16 protein-coding genes are annotated in these 17755 nt (G+C 37.2%); all 16 read right to left on the reverse strand.

Annotation, left to right across the window (positions count from 1 at the left end; translation table 11 throughout):
- Window positions 1–135: 135 nt before the first annotated feature.
- Window positions 136–1284: a glycosyltransferase family 4 protein gene (locus H6570_20630; protein MCB9321698.1), complete on the reverse strand. Its 1149-nt coding sequence runs from the start codon at window positions 1282–1284 to the stop codon at window positions 136–138.
- Between the two features lie 61 nt (window positions 1285–1345).
- Entirely contained in the window at window positions 1346–2557 is a 1212-nt protein-coding gene (locus tag H6570_20635) for a polysaccharide biosynthesis protein (GenBank protein ID MCB9321699.1), read from the reverse strand.
- Window positions 2554–3699, reverse strand: a complete 1146-nt coding sequence (locus tag H6570_20640; GenBank protein ID MCB9321700.1) for a LegC family aminotransferase — start codon at window positions 3697–3699, stop codon at window positions 2554–2556. The genes H6570_20635 and H6570_20640 overlap by 4 nt, the downstream gene beginning before the upstream one ends.
- A complete protein-coding gene (locus H6570_20645; protein MCB9321701.1) occupies window positions 3696–4823 on the reverse strand; it encodes an acyltransferase in 1128 nt (375 codons plus the stop codon). The genes H6570_20640 and H6570_20645 overlap by 4 nt, the downstream gene beginning before the upstream one ends.
- An 18-nt stretch (window positions 4824–4841) precedes the next feature.
- Window positions 4842–5456 carry a nucleotidyl transferase AbiEii/AbiGii toxin family protein gene (locus H6570_20650; GenBank protein MCB9321702.1) on the reverse strand — a complete coding sequence of 205 codons (615 nt, stop codon included), beginning with the start codon at window positions 5454–5456 and terminating at the stop codon, window positions 4842–4844.
- Window positions 5457–5967: 511 nt separating this feature from the next.
- Entirely contained in the window at window positions 5968–6900 is a 933-nt protein-coding gene (locus tag H6570_20655) for a GDP-L-fucose synthase (protein MCB9321703.1), read from the reverse strand.
- The gene (gene gmd, locus H6570_20660; GenBank protein MCB9321704.1) at window positions 6897–8036 is read right to left on the reverse strand and encodes a GDP-mannose 4,6-dehydratase; all 1140 of its coding nucleotides are present in this window, start codon (window positions 8034–8036) and stop codon (window positions 6897–6899) included. The genes H6570_20655 and gmd overlap by 4 nt, the downstream gene beginning before the upstream one ends.
- Window positions 8033–9331 (reverse strand): glycosyltransferase family 39 protein, encoded by a 1299-nt coding sequence (locus H6570_20665; GenBank protein ID MCB9321705.1) that lies wholly within the window; start codon window positions 9329–9331, stop codon window positions 8033–8035. Before H6570_20665 ends, gmd begins: the two co-directional genes overlap by 4 nt.
- An 81-nt stretch (window positions 9332–9412) precedes the next feature.
- Window positions 9413–10198: a glycosyltransferase gene (locus H6570_20670; protein ID MCB9321706.1), complete on the reverse strand. Its 786-nt coding sequence runs from the start codon at window positions 10196–10198 to the stop codon at window positions 9413–9415.
- Between the two features lie 114 nt (window positions 10199–10312).
- On the reverse strand, window positions 10313–11134 hold the full coding sequence (locus tag H6570_20675) for a glycosyltransferase family 2 protein (GenBank protein ID MCB9321707.1): 822 nt from the start codon (window positions 11132–11134) through the stop codon (window positions 10313–10315).
- Between the two features lie 59 nt (window positions 11135–11193).
- Window positions 11194–11748, reverse strand: coding sequence for a putative colanic acid biosynthesis acetyltransferase (locus H6570_20680; GenBank protein ID MCB9321708.1), 555 nt, complete (start codon window positions 11746–11748; stop codon window positions 11194–11196).
- Window positions 11749–11998: 250 nt separating this feature from the next.
- Window positions 11999–12181, reverse strand: coding sequence for a hypothetical protein (locus H6570_20685; GenBank protein MCB9321709.1), 183 nt, complete (start codon window positions 12179–12181; stop codon window positions 11999–12001).
- Between the two features lie 8 nt (window positions 12182–12189).
- Complete coding sequence (locus tag H6570_20690; protein MCB9321710.1) at window positions 12190–13050, reverse strand: glycosyltransferase; 861 nt, start codon at window positions 13048–13050, stop codon at window positions 12190–12192.
- 248 nt (window positions 13051–13298) lie between these two features.
- A complete protein-coding gene (locus tag H6570_20695) occupies window positions 13299–13856 on the reverse strand; it encodes a glycosyltransferase (GenBank protein ID MCB9321711.1) in 558 nt (185 codons plus the stop codon).
- Window positions 13857–14225: 369 nt separating this feature from the next.
- Entirely contained in the window at window positions 14226–14684 is a 459-nt protein-coding gene (locus H6570_20700; GenBank protein ID MCB9321712.1) for a hypothetical protein, read from the reverse strand.
- A gap of 1301 nt (window positions 14685–15985) precedes the next feature.
- Window positions 15986–16768, reverse strand: a complete 783-nt coding sequence (locus H6570_20705) for a hypothetical protein (protein MCB9321713.1) — start codon at window positions 16766–16768, stop codon at window positions 15986–15988.
- Window positions 16769–17755 lie beyond the last annotated feature (987 nt).

Consider the following 17755-nt stretch of genomic DNA (forward strand, 5'->3'; position numbering starts at 1 on the left):
GTCAGGGCCTTGCGCTGAAAATAGCGTTACCCGGTAACCAAGGTCATGAAAGGATTTGGCGAATTTTTCAATTCGCAGGTTACCAACAGAATTCTGAGAAGTATAATGATAACCAATGATCAGGAGATGCAATGTTCAAGTTGGCTTGTGGTGTTGATTTTTTATGCGTTGAGGGACATTCAAAATGGAGTCGATTAATTCCAGATAGTGCTGGTTGCTGATTTTCTCATCGAACTCACGGATTGCTTTCATCCGTCCGGCCCGGCCCATTTTAAGGCGTTCCTGCGGACTCATGGCATGTATAAATTCAAAAGCGTCGAATAGAGCCTTTGAATCTTTCGGTGGCACCAGGATCCCATTGACTCCCTGCTCGATAGCCTCCCGGCAACCGGGCATATCGGTTGTGATAATGGGCTTACCCATCGCCATGCCTTCCTGCAGGACCCGGGGCACACCTTCCGGGTAATAAGAAGGCAGCACGACCACATCACATTCCCGGATCACATTCCGGACATCTTTTTCAAAACCGAGGTATTCAATGGCCGGATGCCGGATCCATTGCATAAATGACTTTTTGACAACTGCACCCGGATTTTGTTCATCGATATGTCCCAGGATCCAAAAGCGGGTATTGGGGTGTTTGTCGGACATCATTTTGGCGGCATCGATGTACTCCCGGATTCCTTTTTCGTTAAGCAGGCGACCTAAAAACAAAAAGCGCATAACCTCCGAGGGCTGTGTTTTTTCGAGCGGAGTGAAGTAGCTGGTATCGACACCACATCCCTTGAATGCCAGTGCCTGGCTGGGTTTCACCAGGCTTTTTGCAATAAACAGGTCGCGGTCGTGTTCATTTTCAAAGAGCACATACCGGTTATTAGGTAGCAGGTACCGGTACAGGAATACGATCATTTGATTTAACCGGGAGTGCCGGATAAAGGTGGATCCCAACCCAGGCAACACGGCCAGATGGGGAATCTTGCTGCGGTGGGACCACCAGGAAGCATGAATCACCGGCTTGATGGTATAGGAGAGAACCAGATCCGGGTTTAGGCTTTTCAGCAATCGTTTTATTTCCAGGGTAAACCGGCCTTCCTGCCAGGGGCTGATACTGGTCCGCCTCAGATGAAACAGCGGTAAATAATTGACATTCGGATCTTTGATGATCTGATTTAAGAAGTCATCGGGAGGGGCGGCAATGGTGATTCGGTAGCCCTGGTCCAGCATCATTTTAATTAGCCCATTCCTGAAATTAGCAATGTACCAGGCCGAATTGGCGAGTATCAAAAGTTGGTTAGGATGGTTGATGGTACTGCGTAGTTTGTTTTTGGTTAATCAAATTTCGTAGTCACATTTTATCATCCAGCCCTTTTCCGGTCTCGATGTGATGAAAATCCGGTAAGATTTGTTGCATCACACGGATAATGGATGCTTTATGATAATCTGGTTTTTCAAATTCATTTTGAAGTTGACGCAGTACAGAAGTTACCTCAGCAGATGACGGTGCCAGGGCATTCTGTATGATGCCCAGGCTGCTGAAGGTATTCATTTCCAGTTCATCATTATCTGTATAAAATTCTTCGTACGCTTTCTCGCCGGATGTATCGGTCGTAAAAAAATAAACCGGATAGGGATCTCCCTCTGAGCGATCCACCGCATATTTTCTGGCTTCCTCCTCTGAAACACACGACTGGATGGACATACCCAGATGTTTAAAGAAGTCCAGCGTTATTTCTTTAAAAGTGAGCATTTGATCTTCGGACAATTTGGGAAAAATGATCTGCCCGCTTTTGCCCAACACACAGGCCAGCATACAGATCTGTCCGCTTTCTTCCGGGCTTACAAAATAGCGGCGTACATCGGCAGGGCAGGCGATGGGTTGTCCCTTTATCAGGCGGTCCAGATAGCCCGCCAGCAAAGACCCGTTAGAGAAGGCTACGTTGGCGAACCTTGCGGTTGTTACCGGAAATTGATCCCGGTAGGATAGGATCACCTGCTCCATCAGCTTTTTACTGGCTCCCATCACATTGACCGGATTCGCCGCCTTATCGGTGGATACACAAAAGAAATGAGAAGGGGGGCAGGTGTCTAACAATTCCAGTAAGTTCAGCGCTTTAAAAACATTGTTATCCAGCAGGGCCTCGATGGAATAACGGTCTTTCTCAGAGCGAACATGCTTATGAGCGGCAAAGTTTGCCACAATATCAAATGGTCCCTCAGCATGGAATAGTTTGGCAAAAACCGGATCCCCGAAGTTCATGGGATAGGTTTTATATACTTTCGGCATCTGCAAACCGGCCTGGCTTCGCAAATCACGGGTCAGTTCGGTTAAGCCATTTTCATTGGTATCGACCACATAAAGTCTTCCGGGACGAAATTCCAGGATCGCCCGGATGAATGAGGACCCGATGGTACCGGCTCCGCCAATGACGAGGACGGATTTTCCCCATATCTCCTGGGACAGCGCTTCCCGGTTGTTTTCGATATCCGGAGCGAACAACGACCGGGATCGTTTCGTGATGGATTGACGGATAAATGATGGAATATTGGTTACGATCATTGAAAAAATACTTGAATGACCCGGATCACCTCGGCAACCTGATCATCGGTCAGATTGGTGGAGGAAGGGATCGAGATACAGGATCGGTAGACCTGGCTGCTGGTATCGTTTTCAGAAACATAGATACAACCGGCGAACATCGGTAATTGATTCATCGGGACCCAGAAGGGACGGCATTGGATCCCGTTTTGCAGCAGGTGGCTGATCAAGGCCTCTTGCCGTTCGGTTTGCAGCGTATGCAACCAGCAATTATGTTCGACCCCGACGCCTATCTTCTGAAAACGGACGTATCCTGGCTTTTCCAATCCATCACGATACTCCGTATCAATGATTTTTTTCCGGGCAAGAAATCCGGGTAATTGTTCCACCTGGGCAACACCCACCGCAGCGAGTATATTGACCAGCCGGTAATTATAGCCAATGGCATCGTGGCGGTATTCAAAGGGATCAACTTTAGCGGTTGTGGTCAGATGTTTGGCTTGTTTGGCCAGAGCCTCGTCATCCGTAACGATCATACCACCACCACCGGTGCTGATTATTTTATTACCGTTGAAACTGAATGTGCCGAATAAGCCATAGCGTCCGGCATGTTTTCCATTATAATACGAACCCAATGCTTCCGTAGAATCCTCAACGATGGGCAGATGAAACCGAGAGGCAATCTGCATCAACCGATCCACATCAACCATATTGCCCAGTACATGCACCGGCATGAGTGCGCCGATTTGCCGACCATTGATCTTCAGAACTGGTCGTATTCGTTGGTCATCTTCGCGGATTTCAGTATTGGCTTCCAGAAATTCTTCCAACAGGTCCAGATCCATTTGCCAGGTTCGAGGATCAATATCTACTAACAAAGGTGTTGCTCCGGCATAGGTAATGGCATTGCACGATGCCACGAACGTAATGTTGGGAACGATCACCAGGTCCCCGGGTCGTACTCCCGCCAGTTGTAGTGAGATATGCAACGCTGCGGTACCATTCATCGTTGCTACCGCGTACCGGGCTCCGGTGAATTCTGTCAGCGCCTGCTCAAAACGGTTGACGTATTCGCCTACCGATGAAATCCAACCCGTATCCAGGCAGTCCTTGACGTATTTCCATTCATTGCCGCTGATATTGGGAATGGAAAGTGGTATCATAACCGTTTTGGATTACTCACGAATCGGGTTTTCAATGGCTGTTCATAATACCGGTAGATGAACCAGGCAAATACCCAGGAAAGGATACCCAATAAAAGTAAATAGATCGTCCAGGAGTAACTGACTACGAAAGGTATTTTAAGAAACAACCACCGAAGGGGAAAGGAGATCCAGGGATGAAGCAAATAGATACCATACGATATAATTCCTCCTACCACCATTGGCCGGGTTTGCAGAAAAAGAACGGGCCTCTGTGCAAATACAAATAATAAAATACCCCAGATCCAGGGTAGCCACCAGTGCAAACTGAAATGCGAATCCAAAGCAGTGGTGGTTAGCAATAGAAGGCTCAGGAGGGTTGTACCGATCATTCCGGTATAGAACCACCGGGGTTGCCTGAAGAGATCATTTTTTCCATTCGCCAGCAGAATGCCCCAGAAGGCTCCGCAAAACATGTATTCAAAGGGGATGGTATCCAGAAAGCGAGCCCAGATCCGATCCGGATGATCCAATGCAAATTCGTGTACGCAACACCATAGCAGCGTTAGGAATAAAAATGCTGCCTGACGTTTCTTTGGCTTGGAAACAAACAAAATAACCAGCGGAAATATCAGGTAGAATTGCATCTCACTTCCGATACTCCACAGGTTATAAAGCCCGCCAAAGGGCTCTGGAAGAGACAGGATGGCCAGATTAGGCACAAATAACAGATAATATGGCAAACCGTTAATCAGACTGAAATGGAGATAATTTTCACCCGTAATGGCAGGCAGTACCTTCACGAGAATAAAAAATCCTGCAAGTACCACCAGATAATACAATGGCACGATGCGGACAAACCTGCTGGTTAAAAAGGATTTGGCATTAAAGACGGGTCTCACTTGCGCCAGGTAGGCCAGTAAAAAGCCGCTGAGCGTGAAAAAGAAAAGTACGGCAATACTTCCTTTTTGAAATAGAGGCCAATCCGGAACTGAAATATTGATTTGATGCAAATTTTGCCAGCCATGGCCCAGCAAAACCACCATAGCGGCTATAAAGCGTAGCCCATAAAGATTAGGAAGTACTGTACCGGAAGAAAGAGGCACTTTAAGACGGACATTTTCGGTGTATTTTGACTCAATCAAATCCTGTGATAGGATGCGTTATCCGATTAGATTGATGACCTCCATCTCTATTCGGGATTTAATTTTTAACCAGTTCACGTCCTTTAACATTTTCGGCATTGGCTGGTTTTCAGCATCATCGAAATAAGTCAGACTCCGTAAGGCAAGCCAGGTATTTCCGGAAGTGTATTTTTGTTCATAAAAATTGAGTATTTCTTTTAGAGTATATTGTTCCAAAAGAAAAAATAAATCAATGAAATCTTTCTTTGACCCTCGTTGTGTTATTGCTTCAATTTTCATTGCTGAAATATCCCGAAGACCGGCCAACCTTATACCATCCTGGTGGATAGGATCCTCCAACCAGTTATACGGATAATTAACGATATCCGTTTTTATGTTATTAATAAAAAAAACATGAATGGATTTACTGCCTCCAACCAATTCAATTCTACCTATTGGTTTTAATAAAGCCATTAATTCGATCGAGTCTATAGGCAAATTTCCGAATAAATCGATGTCTATTGACTGACGATGACCTATTTGAAGAGCTAATGAAGTGCCACCGACAAGTCTAAGGAATTGAAATGCTGGCAGCCCCTGTAACTTAATTAGTAAGTCCAGAAGGGAGTCTTGGACTGCTTCTTTATGTAACATCTGAATTGTTCCCGGGGAATTTTTAAAAATAAACTCAAAAAGGATAGACTAAAATCATCCAGATCATTTGCTTGTGTGGCAGCATGTTTTAAGTCTTTTAAATCCAACACCTTACGGATTATTTTCCAATCGTCCGTGGTGCCATATTGCATAATACGTTCAAGAATAAAGGCCCGGTGGTCATCCCAATTAATAGACTCCATTTCAACATCCCAAAATGCTCGTTTTGATAATTTATTTATTAAAATGGAAGAGGACATTGTTATTAAAATTAAAACCTTTGCCTTTAGCCTTCAACAGGCACAGACTAACGCAGATTGCATCGATGAGTGATTACATCCTCAAGGTAGTGATACTGTAAAAAGTCTACGCAATCAATTTACCTCTGTATCCTGAATCAAGATTTGAAAGGGCACCGATTACACCGATAGGCAATTTACACCCAAACTGACGGTTACCTTCGCCTTTCACCTTTCACCCTTGACCCCATACCTCGTATCCCATCCTCCCCTCAATACCACTCCAATTCTCTGCATTCTTCGTAAACCTGCTCGATGCCTTCACGCAGGGAAACCTTTGGATACCAACCCATATTATGCAGGATGCTGCTGTCCAATAACTTACGTGGGGTCCCGTCCGGCTTGGTGGTGTCGTGGATGATTTCTCCCTGGTAACCGACGATATCTCCGATCAATTCTGCGAGCGCTTTGATGGAAACCTCCTGGCCGCTGCCAATGTTGACAAATCCAGGTTTATCATACCGCTGCATCAGAAAGATGGAAGCATCCGCCAGGTCGTCAACATGCATAAATTCACGCATGGGCGATCCGGAACCCCACATGGTCACGGTAGGCTGCCTGTCCCGCTTCGCTTCATGGAATTTACGCAGCAGTGCGGGCAACACATGGGAGTTCTGCAAATCGTAATTGTCGTTTGGCCCGTAAAGATTGGTGGGCATGACCGAAAAGAAATGATCGCCGTATTGTGACCAGTGGGCTTCACAGAGCTTTATTCCGGTGATCTTGGCGATGGAGTAGGGCTCATTGGTCGGCTCCAGCGGAGAAGACAGCAGGTATTCCTCTTTGAGTGGTTGGGGTGCCATTTTCGGGTAGATGCAGGAAGAGCCGAAAAACAATAGCTTTTTCACTTTGTGCTGGTGAGCCGCGTGGATGATGTTGGCTTCCATCATGATGTTATCGTAGATGAATTCCGCCCGGTAGGTGTTGTTGGCATGGACTCCTCCTACTTTGCCGGCAGCCAGGAAGACATATTCAGGTTTTTCGGTGGAAAACAAAGCGTCTACTGCTGACTGATCACGCAGGTCCAGCTCCCGGGAGGTGCGATAAACGATGTTTTCAAAACCCATTTTTTGGAGATGGCGTACCAGAGCCGACCCGACCATTCCCGTGTGTCCCGCTACATAAATCTTGTCCTGGATGTTCATTCGTATTCGTTTTTGGTTATGTATCCTGCTTTTTTCAGAATGGCATCGCGTTTAAAGTGTTCTACATCTGCCTGTACCATTTCAGCACAGAGCATTTGTACGGTATAATGCGGCTGCCAGTCCAGTTTTTCTCTTGCCTTTGTGGCGTCTCCGATCAGGAGATCCACCTCGGTAGGCCTGAAATACCGGGGATCCACCCGGATGATAACCGTTCCGGGCTTCAGCTTTGATTTTTGCCCGGTCAGATGTTCCAGGTGGTCCTGGTCGATGCTTTCAATGATGCCGGTTTCCTGTTTACCGGTGCCTTCGAAAGATAAGGTAATGCCCAGTTCGGCAAACGCCATGCGTACGAAGTCCCGGACGCTGGTGGTCACACCGGTGGCGATCACCCAATCCTCCGCCTGAGGATACTGCAGAATTTTCCACATCACCTCCACATAATCCTTGGCATGGCCCCAGTCTCTTTTGGCATTCAAGTTGCCAATGTAAAGGCATTCCTGCAGACTCAATGCGATGCGGGCAGCTGCCCTGGTGATCTTGCGCGTTACAAAGGTCTCGCCACGCAAGGGCGATTCGTGGTTGAAAAGGATGCCATTGCAGGCAAACAGATCGTAGGCTTCCCGGTAATTGACGGTTATCCAATAGGCATACAGCTTGGCTACGGCATACGGTGACCGAGGATAAAAGGGTGTATGTTCATTTTGGGGTACTTCCTGCACCTTACCGTAGAGTTCGGAGGTGGAAGCCTGGTAGATGCGGGTATGATTTTCGAGGCCCAGGGTGCGGATTGCTTCCAGGATGCGCAGGGTTCCCACGCCATCGACATCCACCGAGTATTCGGGTTCTTCGAAGCTCACCTGCACGTGCGACATGGCACCCAGGTTGTAGATCTCATCGGGCTGCACGCGCTGGATGATGCGCAGAATATTGGAAGCATCCGATAGATCTCCGTAGTGGAGGATAAACCGTTGATGGTCCTCGTGCGGATCCTGGTAGAGATGATCGATGCGCGTGGTATTAAACAACGAGCTCCTACGCTTGATCCCGTGCACTTCGTAGCCCTGATCCAATAACAATTCGGATAAGTAGGCGCCATCCTGGCCGGTTATACCGGTAATAAGGGCTTTTTTAGTCATTTAGGCATAATTTTGTAGCCAATTAACGTGGTATTATCAATTAAACGGACAGGTATTAAAGTATCTGAAATGCATGTTGCAAAATGTTGATATTTTGATTCGTTTAAATTAGCCTGATTTAAATGATAATCTGAATCACTACGAATAATATCAAACAAGTAAATATTTGAGTCATTTCTAAATTGATTACTATTGCAAATGTCTTCTTCAGCCAAAATTCGTCCTTCTAAACCATTTAATGGATTTGCGTATTTTCTTACAGCCAGTGACCCAAAGATAAGTGATGCACCTTTTTTCTCTTGTATGGCATGTGTTATTTTGTTTTGATCATTATTGTAGATTCTACCAAGGATATTAATGGTAAGAATGGATAAAATAGATAAGCTAAAAAGCGATATGGAAATAAAATTCGGTGTTTGAGTATAATTTTGGTAAAAATACCTGCCTATTGATAGAATAATTAAAGGAACTAACGGGAATAAAAAGCGCGTACTCAGAACTACACCCTTCACGCCACTTGTTACTATTCCATTGTATTCATATAATATATAAGTTAAAAGAAATGCACATGTCGCACTCCATAGTGCATGTTTAAATTTGCCTGAATATTTAATAACTGTAATGAGTCCGAAAGGTAATAGAATCAATAGGAATGAAGAATAAAGTAATAAATTGTTTAGAAAGTACTCAAATCCAAAGTCAATACCAGGATCCTTAAAAAATAAGAAGCTTCCAAATACAAATTTTGCCGAGATAAATCGTAGAGAAATACCTAATAGAAATCCAATTGAAACAAGGACATAATTTTTCTTTTTGTAAATTATGTATTCAATAATAAATGGTATACAGAGTAGAATATTGGTTTCTCTAAAAAGGAAGCTTATTCCGCCAATAAACCCGATAAATAGAGTGGAGCTTTTACTGTAATTTTCTCTAAAAAGACTATAATAAAATAAAGAAAGCATAAAAAAGCTTGGAACATCGCTCATAATGGTTCTGCTGCTTATCAATAGCGGAAAAAAGATGAAACATAGAAGTGACAATTCTTGTGGAATTTTTTCCGCATCAAGGAGTTTGGATAAAAAGAAAATACCAGTTACTAAACATATAGCTCCAAGTAAAAATATACCGTGAACACCAAAAATGAGAATCAATACACTGAGAAATAAAGGTGTTCCCAATGGATAATTGCCGGGCATTATCGTAACACTTGTACCATCTATTTTGTAAATATTTTTATTGTTTTCGCCATGTGAATAGGCGTATGCCTGATCAAAATAGGTAAGCTCATCCATATTGAGAAAATTCGATGGATAAGTCACAAAATATACCAATAGGAATGAAATACAAACCCAGATGACAGTGGATTTCATTTTTTATCGAAAAATGAATTGATTTATTTTTCTAACTGGTTTTAGGATAGTTGTATAAAAAGGAGGATCAATAGCATTTAATTTCCATGCAAGCTTATCTTCCCTGTTCGCATTTAACCTGTTTTGTAATGTAGCATTGCCGACTCCACCTATACGCATATGAACAAGAAACATTGGTAGATATACAATTTTAAGGTCATTACCGCAATACATTGTCCGTATCATGAATTCATAATCGGCCGAAAGTTTTAAGTCAATATTGAATTTTCCATATTGTTCATATACTTTTTTACGAACAAATAACGTAGGATGAGGTGGCATCCAGCCGAGTTTGAATTTATTTCTTTTCCATGATTTGGCCACCCATCGTCTAATTATTTTTTTGGGATTACTTGGGGAAACGTAATTTAAATCACCATATAAAATGTCTATTTTATTAACAGTGAATTGGTCCATAACTACTGAAATTATGTCATTAGCGGGATAAAAGTCATCACTATTTATTAAGCCAATAATTTCACCAGTAGCCATTTCAATCCCTTTATTCATAGCATCATAAAGACCCTTATCTGGTTCTGAGGACCAGAAAGATATAGTCTCATTATACTTTTTTATTATATTTAGAGTGCCGTCCATTGAACCACCGTCCACAATAATATATTCAATTTCAGGATAAGTCTGACTGAGTACTGAAATAATTGTATCCTCTAACGTTAATGCGCTATTAAAACAAACAGTAATAAGAGAGATGGTTAATTTAGGATTACAATTTCCATTTTTCTTATTCATATTACCGGTTATCTGTAATAATTAATAATATTTTTAGTATACTTTCATTATTATAAAAAAATTAATTGAAGACATGCATCGGTTAAAAGATAACTTTAATAGTACTTATGGATTTTAATTAATTAATTGAAGCTCCTTAATCTTTGTTTTTATTTGGAAGAAATAATGCGCTTTATATTTAGCAAAGTAATACCCATGTATTCCGTCCAGAAACCCAAGTTTAATAATGTATGAGCTAAAAAAGTAAAGGAAAGAAAGAAGACCCGTGTTTATTAGTTTATATTTTACTCGCTGTCTCAATGTAAGATGACCTTTATTAGATTTAAGTGAGAGATATCGATGAGCTTCCCAAGTTGAATAGGCATTATGCTTATGAATATAATGATCTAAACCCTTAAAATCGTTGTGTACAATAGAGCTTTTAAAATTACCAATTTTACCAGTAATGATTGGATGCTCATGTACTTCCATATCCAAATGACTCCATGTTTCTTCATATATTTTTTCATATTCACCGGCACCTTTCTTAAACAATGCGAGTTTTTTCATTTTATCACCATATTTTAATTCTTTATGCATAAAATTATTATTGTATTTAAGCCAATAACCAGAATATTCACAACTATTTATTTTAAAACTTAATTCATTTATAAAATCTTTAGTTACATATTCATCTGCATCAAGAAATAATACCCAATTGTTGGTTATATCAGCATTGCGGAGCGTCCAATTTCTTTTTTTTGGAAAATATCCATTCCAATTAAACGATATGTAATCGACATTAAAGGATTTTACAATTTCTCGTGTATTATCAGTGCTGTTTGAGTCTACTACAATAATTTGGGAAAAATTAGTTAGCTGTCGTAGACATTGTTTGATATTTATTTCTTCGTTTTTAACTGGTATAATAACTGTCACAGGAATATAATTATTCATAATTAACCACAATTTAATTTGAAGCCAGGAGTTTTATTGACATAGTCAGATTTCATTTGTTATTTTATATCTCTAATCTTAATTAGTTTTGCTGGATTCCCAGCCACTATTGTCCATGGTTCTACATTTTTTACAACAACTGATCTGGCTCCTATTACTGCTCCTTGTCCAATAGTAACACCCATAGAAATAAATGAATCTGAGCCTATCCATACCTGGTCATCAATTATTATTGGAGCGTGGATGAGAGCCATATTTTTACTTGTAACATCATGAGATGCTGAACAAAGAAATGATTTCTGTGAGATTGTTGAATGTTCACCAATCGAAATTTTGTCTACATTATAACAATCTACCTCTGGGCCAAGGCAAGAATATGCTTTCATTTCAAGATTCCAAGGAATATATATACGGACAGAGGAATATACAACTGCTTTTTTGTGAACATCAGCGCCAAATGATCTAAGTAGAAATAATTTCCAGCGATTACCTAATCTTCTTGGCAAGGGCTTAGCGAATATGGTCCATATAATTGTCCAAAAAAATCTATAAAATTGGATCTTGCCTTTAAATTTATTTTTGTATTGGTCTACTTTAACAAGATTATTTTGCATGCAAGAGTAATTATTTTGAATTAATTTACTTAATTCGATTTAGTAATATTCATTATCAACAGTATGATATCTAAAAGCAATCTTAGAGTTGCTATTAAAGGTTTTATTAAATTTTAGGAATGTTTTTGTTAATTTAACTTTATTAAGATTAATTGTTTATAACAAAGGACGGAATTGGTGATTTATTTAAAATCCAAGAATATAAACTGATCATTTTAAGGTGGTTGATTCAAAGGGGTGTTGGACTCAATCAATTCTCTGTTTTACCCATTTCTCTTCGTTCATAATTGGAAATATTCATAAGTTCATTTAGTGCTCTAACGAGGGGTTGTACTCCTATTTCGATACACCTTCCAGCATTTAATTCATTAATTTCTTCCCATGGTGTACCTTTGGTTGTAATTACTGGGATTCCGCAAGCCAGTGCTTCCATATAACTATTCAAGAATTTTCACTGAATGTTGGTAAAACAAAAATATCTGCATCTTTGTATTTGTTAATTTTTTCAGTTCCATATAGTGGGCCTTTGAAGTTTATTTGGCCAATCAAGTCTTTTGTTTCAATTAATTTTGTTAAATTTTCAATATATGTTTTATCACCATCACCAATTATTTCAATTTGCCAGTGTATTTTATATTGCTTGGGAATTAGTTCCCATGCATTAATTAATATTTCTAATCCTTTTTTAGGATGAATTCTCGAAAGAAACAATATTGTTTTTATTTTTTGGTTTAGTTTTGGCGTTTTGTTTATGGTGTATTTATTTAAGTTTATTCCATTTGGTATTATTGCAATGGGAGCCTTGAATCCTAAATTTCTTATATTTATGGCTTCTAAATTAGATGTTGCATGAATACAAGCTGATTTATTTAAGTCATTCTCTTGGTACATTTTCATCGCTAAAAATTTCTTCCATTTACTTTGTTCTAATGACCAAGGTTCCAACATTCCACGAGTTGATATTACATAGGGAATCTTTCTTTTTTGAGCTGTTAATGACATCTGATGCACTGGCATTTGCCAGAGTCCATGTCCATGAAATAAATTCGTATTCGAGTTCATTAAATTTGAATTTAATTTAAATGACCATGTTTTGATCTGGGCCTTTATTAGAGTCATGTTGATTTTGGGGTTAAGAAATGAATTTAGAATTGGGTTAAGAGTTAATAATGAATATAATTCTATATGATCGATATTATCATTTGCTGCCATTTGTATTATTAAATCTGTGACACTTCTTGCTGGACCTCCCGAGCTGATGTCGATTGATGATATACAATGTGTTATTTTAAAAGATGGCAAGAACTTTAATTTAATTATTTAAAATTTTCATGAATCTGTAACATCTCTATTACAAAATGTAATAGAGATGTTTATTAAACTAATAAGTTTAGCGGCCCATTTATCTTGATTGATGTTTTTCGCTAGTGAATTACTACGAATACCCATTTTTTGGATTTGGGTAATATCTGTATTGAAAATATTATCAAGCTTCAGACATAAATCTTGATAATTTAAACTCTCAAATGACCAACCATTGTATTTATTTATTAATAACTCTTTTGAGAGCTTTCAACTTTGTTGGATAATAAAAGTGCTTTGCCTTGTAACGCAAATTCATGAACCACCACACCCCAATTTTCTCTCCAACTTGGAAGACAAAAGATTGATGCATCAAAAGTAAATTGTGCTAATTTATCTGGCTGCATAAAATCATAAATCTCTATATCGTCTGATTTTTGTATTTGAAGAGAATTTTTTAAGGGACCATTACCAATAATAATTAATTTCCAGTCATTTCTTTGTGTTTTGTTGAAGGAATTGAATGCCTTGACTAGCATAGCAATACCTTTATATTCCACTAATCGTCCTACAAATAGAATTTTCTTTGTTAATTGGACTGGAGAATAATAGAAACGTGAAGTATCAGCACAATAAAGGTCTGTAATTATTGTTTCTGGATTAAATCCTAGTTTAATAGCATACTCATATTGATAACTACCTGGAACCCATAGTTTATTGGTTATCTTTTTCAAATATATTCTTCCAATGAAGCTAGTTAAAAGGGTTTGTTTAAAGGTACCAATGTAGTGATTGTCTAAACCCATTATAACCGGTATGTTCTTTTTTCTAAAATATTTAGCAATATTACGATATAACTTGTCAAACCATCCTGTAGTATATCACAAGATTGGGGTTAAAATCTAATAAATATTTCATTAACCTTGTACGAGTTGAAATTATCTTATAGGATATGAAAACATTGTTTGCATTAAGAAATTCAAATGGAGTAATTTCATTTTGATGGTAGGATATTATTGTGCATATACAATCATAATCTGAAGCTAGTTTCGTTATGTTTGCATAAAAATATCCGGAAAGATGTGAACATAAAAACACAATTCGTATACGGGTATTATTGTGAGATAAGATAGCCATAGTTTTAAATCCTAAAATGGATAATTATTTATTATTTATTATTTATGTTGTTTTGATGGACTAAATGTTTGACCAATTAGTAACCACATAATAAGTCCCATACCACCAAAGGAGAAGAAATACATCTCTCCAATGTTACTCAATATTGCAGATAGGCAAACCAGCGTTACTGAAGAATTATGAGTATTCAGGACTTTATGCAGAATGAAGTACATAATAAAAATAAAGAAAAATGATCCAACTATTCCTGTTTCTTCAATAATTGCAAATGGTAAAAAACCTTTTTCAGTTGGTGAGCTTACCGGTAAATTTAGTATTGGGTCTCTAACTATGTTTGACCCTAATTGTTTATGATTACTTGGTAAAGCAAATCCAATTCCATAGACTGGGGTTTTGGTTATGTTTTTAGTCATTTTTAATATTTGGGATAATCTACTGTATTCAAATGCTTCTTGTATATTATGTACCTCTTCACGTTTATATATAAAGTTTTTCAAGTTTTGTTGAATTTTGTTGAAATTAGCTAATATGATTATTAGAAATAAAGTGATTATTAATTTAAATTTAAATGAACTAGGGTTTTAATTATTTTGTCTCTATGAAATTTTGTAAATGGCGCAACGATTATATATACTAGTGTTGTTAATATTATTGAAAGCATACCAGTTCTTCCTTTAGATAATATCATTTCTATCATTGATATTATAAGTATTATTAAATCGAAATAATTAAATTTTTTATCGATTACTTTTCCTAAAATTATGCAAATAGGGAGTGCAAGCATTACAGAAAAAGTTTGAGGGTGGTTAGTTATACCTTGAAAAAGTGCTCCTTCGTAGAAGCCCGATTTCGAGTAACCAATGTTATGTAAAATGAAATAGAATGGGAAGACTTGCGATTACCATTGTCGCAAATAGAGAATAGAACCAGTCAATCCAATACTCTGAGCTGTGGTTATTGTATTTAAAAATTCCAATGCACGCGTATGAGCCAATTATGAATAATATTAATTTGAAAATGGAAACATCTGGTGCATGACTATTTTGTAGACTTGAAACTAATACAACAAAAAAGAAAATGATTAGTGAGAATCTTAAATTATCTAATGAACGATGTTTAAAATCCTTTATAAGTACTATACCAAAACAAATGAACAATATAATAAATTTTAATGTCGTATTAATTGTATTATTAATGTCAGGAAATAGTGTTGGGTTTACTAAATATAATAAATATAGAATAGTTACTTGCTTTATTATGTGTGTTGTACTAATAAATAGTAGTATGGCTCCAACCAGAAAGAATGAAATAGCTGCTATTTTACCTAATAAGAGTATAAAAAGTATTATTGTGAAGAAAAATATGTTTTGTTGTACTCTATTTATTCTCATTTACTGAACGCGTGTTAACCAAAGTCCTACAGAGGTTTTATCAGAGCTATTTAAAAACCTTGATTCAGGTAGACTTATTGGTTTGAGTTTATTACACATTTGAATGGATTTAGTGATACTTGTTTTTAAATTGCCCAAGGCGTAAACCTATAAATATTTTTACTCGGATTTTTGGATAAAATGAATACATCCTTCAAATCAGGATCAAATAAATACTTAGATTTATCAATATGTGATTTCTTTATCATTATTTGTACGTTTTTTACTAAGGCAGCTAGAATATATTCATCATTTTGATTTGATAATAGTTCAATATAGTAATTGTATATTATTTAATATAAGATGGTAAATTAATTCATTATAATAATCTGAATTGTAAAGTTGGCTTTTATTCCATGATTTTTGAGTTACCAATCAGGCGTTAAATTGATAACAGATTTAATGGTAAAATTAAGTTTCATTATTTCGTAGATAAAAGCTGAAATATCATTATTTATTAAATTATAGTCTTTTAACAATTCTTTTTTATATATGATATTGCCAAGTCTACCATAAAATTCACGGGTTTGAATATTTCCAATAATATTATTTACGGGATATAACTCTTCCCTGTTACCGTTAAGATCTGGTACATTTTGATCTTTAATTACATAATATGAGTTATAATTTGATAAAGATGCATTGGGATACTCCTCAACTAATGCTTTGTATACAGATTTATTTATATATGAATTAATAATTTCTATCATTTTACTATTATATTCAAGATAATCATTTGAATTTTTGTTGATTCCAAAAATATTAGTAAGTTCTACCCGGTTGTAACCTAAATTTGCATTAATTTTAATAATGAAATTAATTAATGAATCTCTTGATATGTTTTGGCTTTTACAAAAATTTTCAAAGTGCCAGTTAGTAAACCCTGCTTCAAAGTCTAATATAACATATTTAACTTCAATGCCACATTTCTTTAATTCGATGAATAACAATTTGTGTGTTTGATAATTAATATTGATGCATTTAAGAAGGTCGGTATTAAAATCTTTGATTTCAGCTATATTCGGAATTTTAATGGTATTCCATAATCTTATAATAGCTTCGTTTTTAGTATTAAAATTTGTGCATGGAATTTTGTCCTTCTCAGAAATAACTACTGGTTTTGTATAGATTGTATTAGTTGATTTGTCCACCCAAGTTAATATTTGGTAATGTGAGCAATTGGAAAATAAAATTGGTAAATATGTTAATAGAGCTAAATAAATGATATTATATGTTCTGCTTTTATAATCGCTTAAATATTTGATTAACTAATTTATTAATAATAAAATTGCAAATTAGTCGATTCATTTTATAGACCTGATAATTGAACTGTTATGTCGATTTATTTGGGGAGATGTTTTTGTTTAAAAAGCTTAATTATCCTTTTTTATTTCTTCGACATTGCATGATCTTTTATGATTTCCGACCAAACTGGTTATTCCATTAGGTGACAATATATGCCTGACTCCCTAAATTTAAATGCTGACGATGCATATTGTCCATTGAGATCTCTTATAATAGGAACAGAGGTGAATGATTGTAGTGCTTGACTTGAAATTCTCATTCTCCTGTATAATCTTGCAGATAGGAGCTGGAGACTATTGTAAGGGAAAAACTTTCGTAAATTATAAGTAATCCTGGTAGCTCCATTCGTCTCAATAGGAATTGTAAATGGTAGTCCTTTTGGATCTTCGAATAGAAAAGTTTTTAAGTTGCTATCTGTAGTCACTTGGCGGCTAAAGTTAAGCTAGAACATGTATACCAGTAAATTAAAATTTTTGGTTGTTACTTTGAATTACTGATTAGTAAAAATTATTGATCTATTATTAATTCAGCTTCTCTTAGCATTAATATTAATAAAATTCACATCATTCGGTTTATTATTATTAGATTTAAACCTCGTTTAGGTGCATCATTAGGATAACATATGTGATGGATAAAATATGTTATTATTCCATATTGTTGATTTTACTATTAAATAGTTTAATTATCAGCATTTGTAAATGACTTAAGTAATATAGTGGAGAACTTATTTGGATGATGATTAGAGATAAATAATTCCCTCGAAGCTGTTGGATATGACGATTTATTTTTCTATACATTTGCCAATTGCTTTAGCTATTTCTAAATATTTAATT

The organism is Lewinellaceae bacterium (genome assembly GCA_020636135.1).
GTDB lineage: Bacteria > Bacteroidota > Bacteroidia > Chitinophagales > Saprospiraceae > JAGQXC01.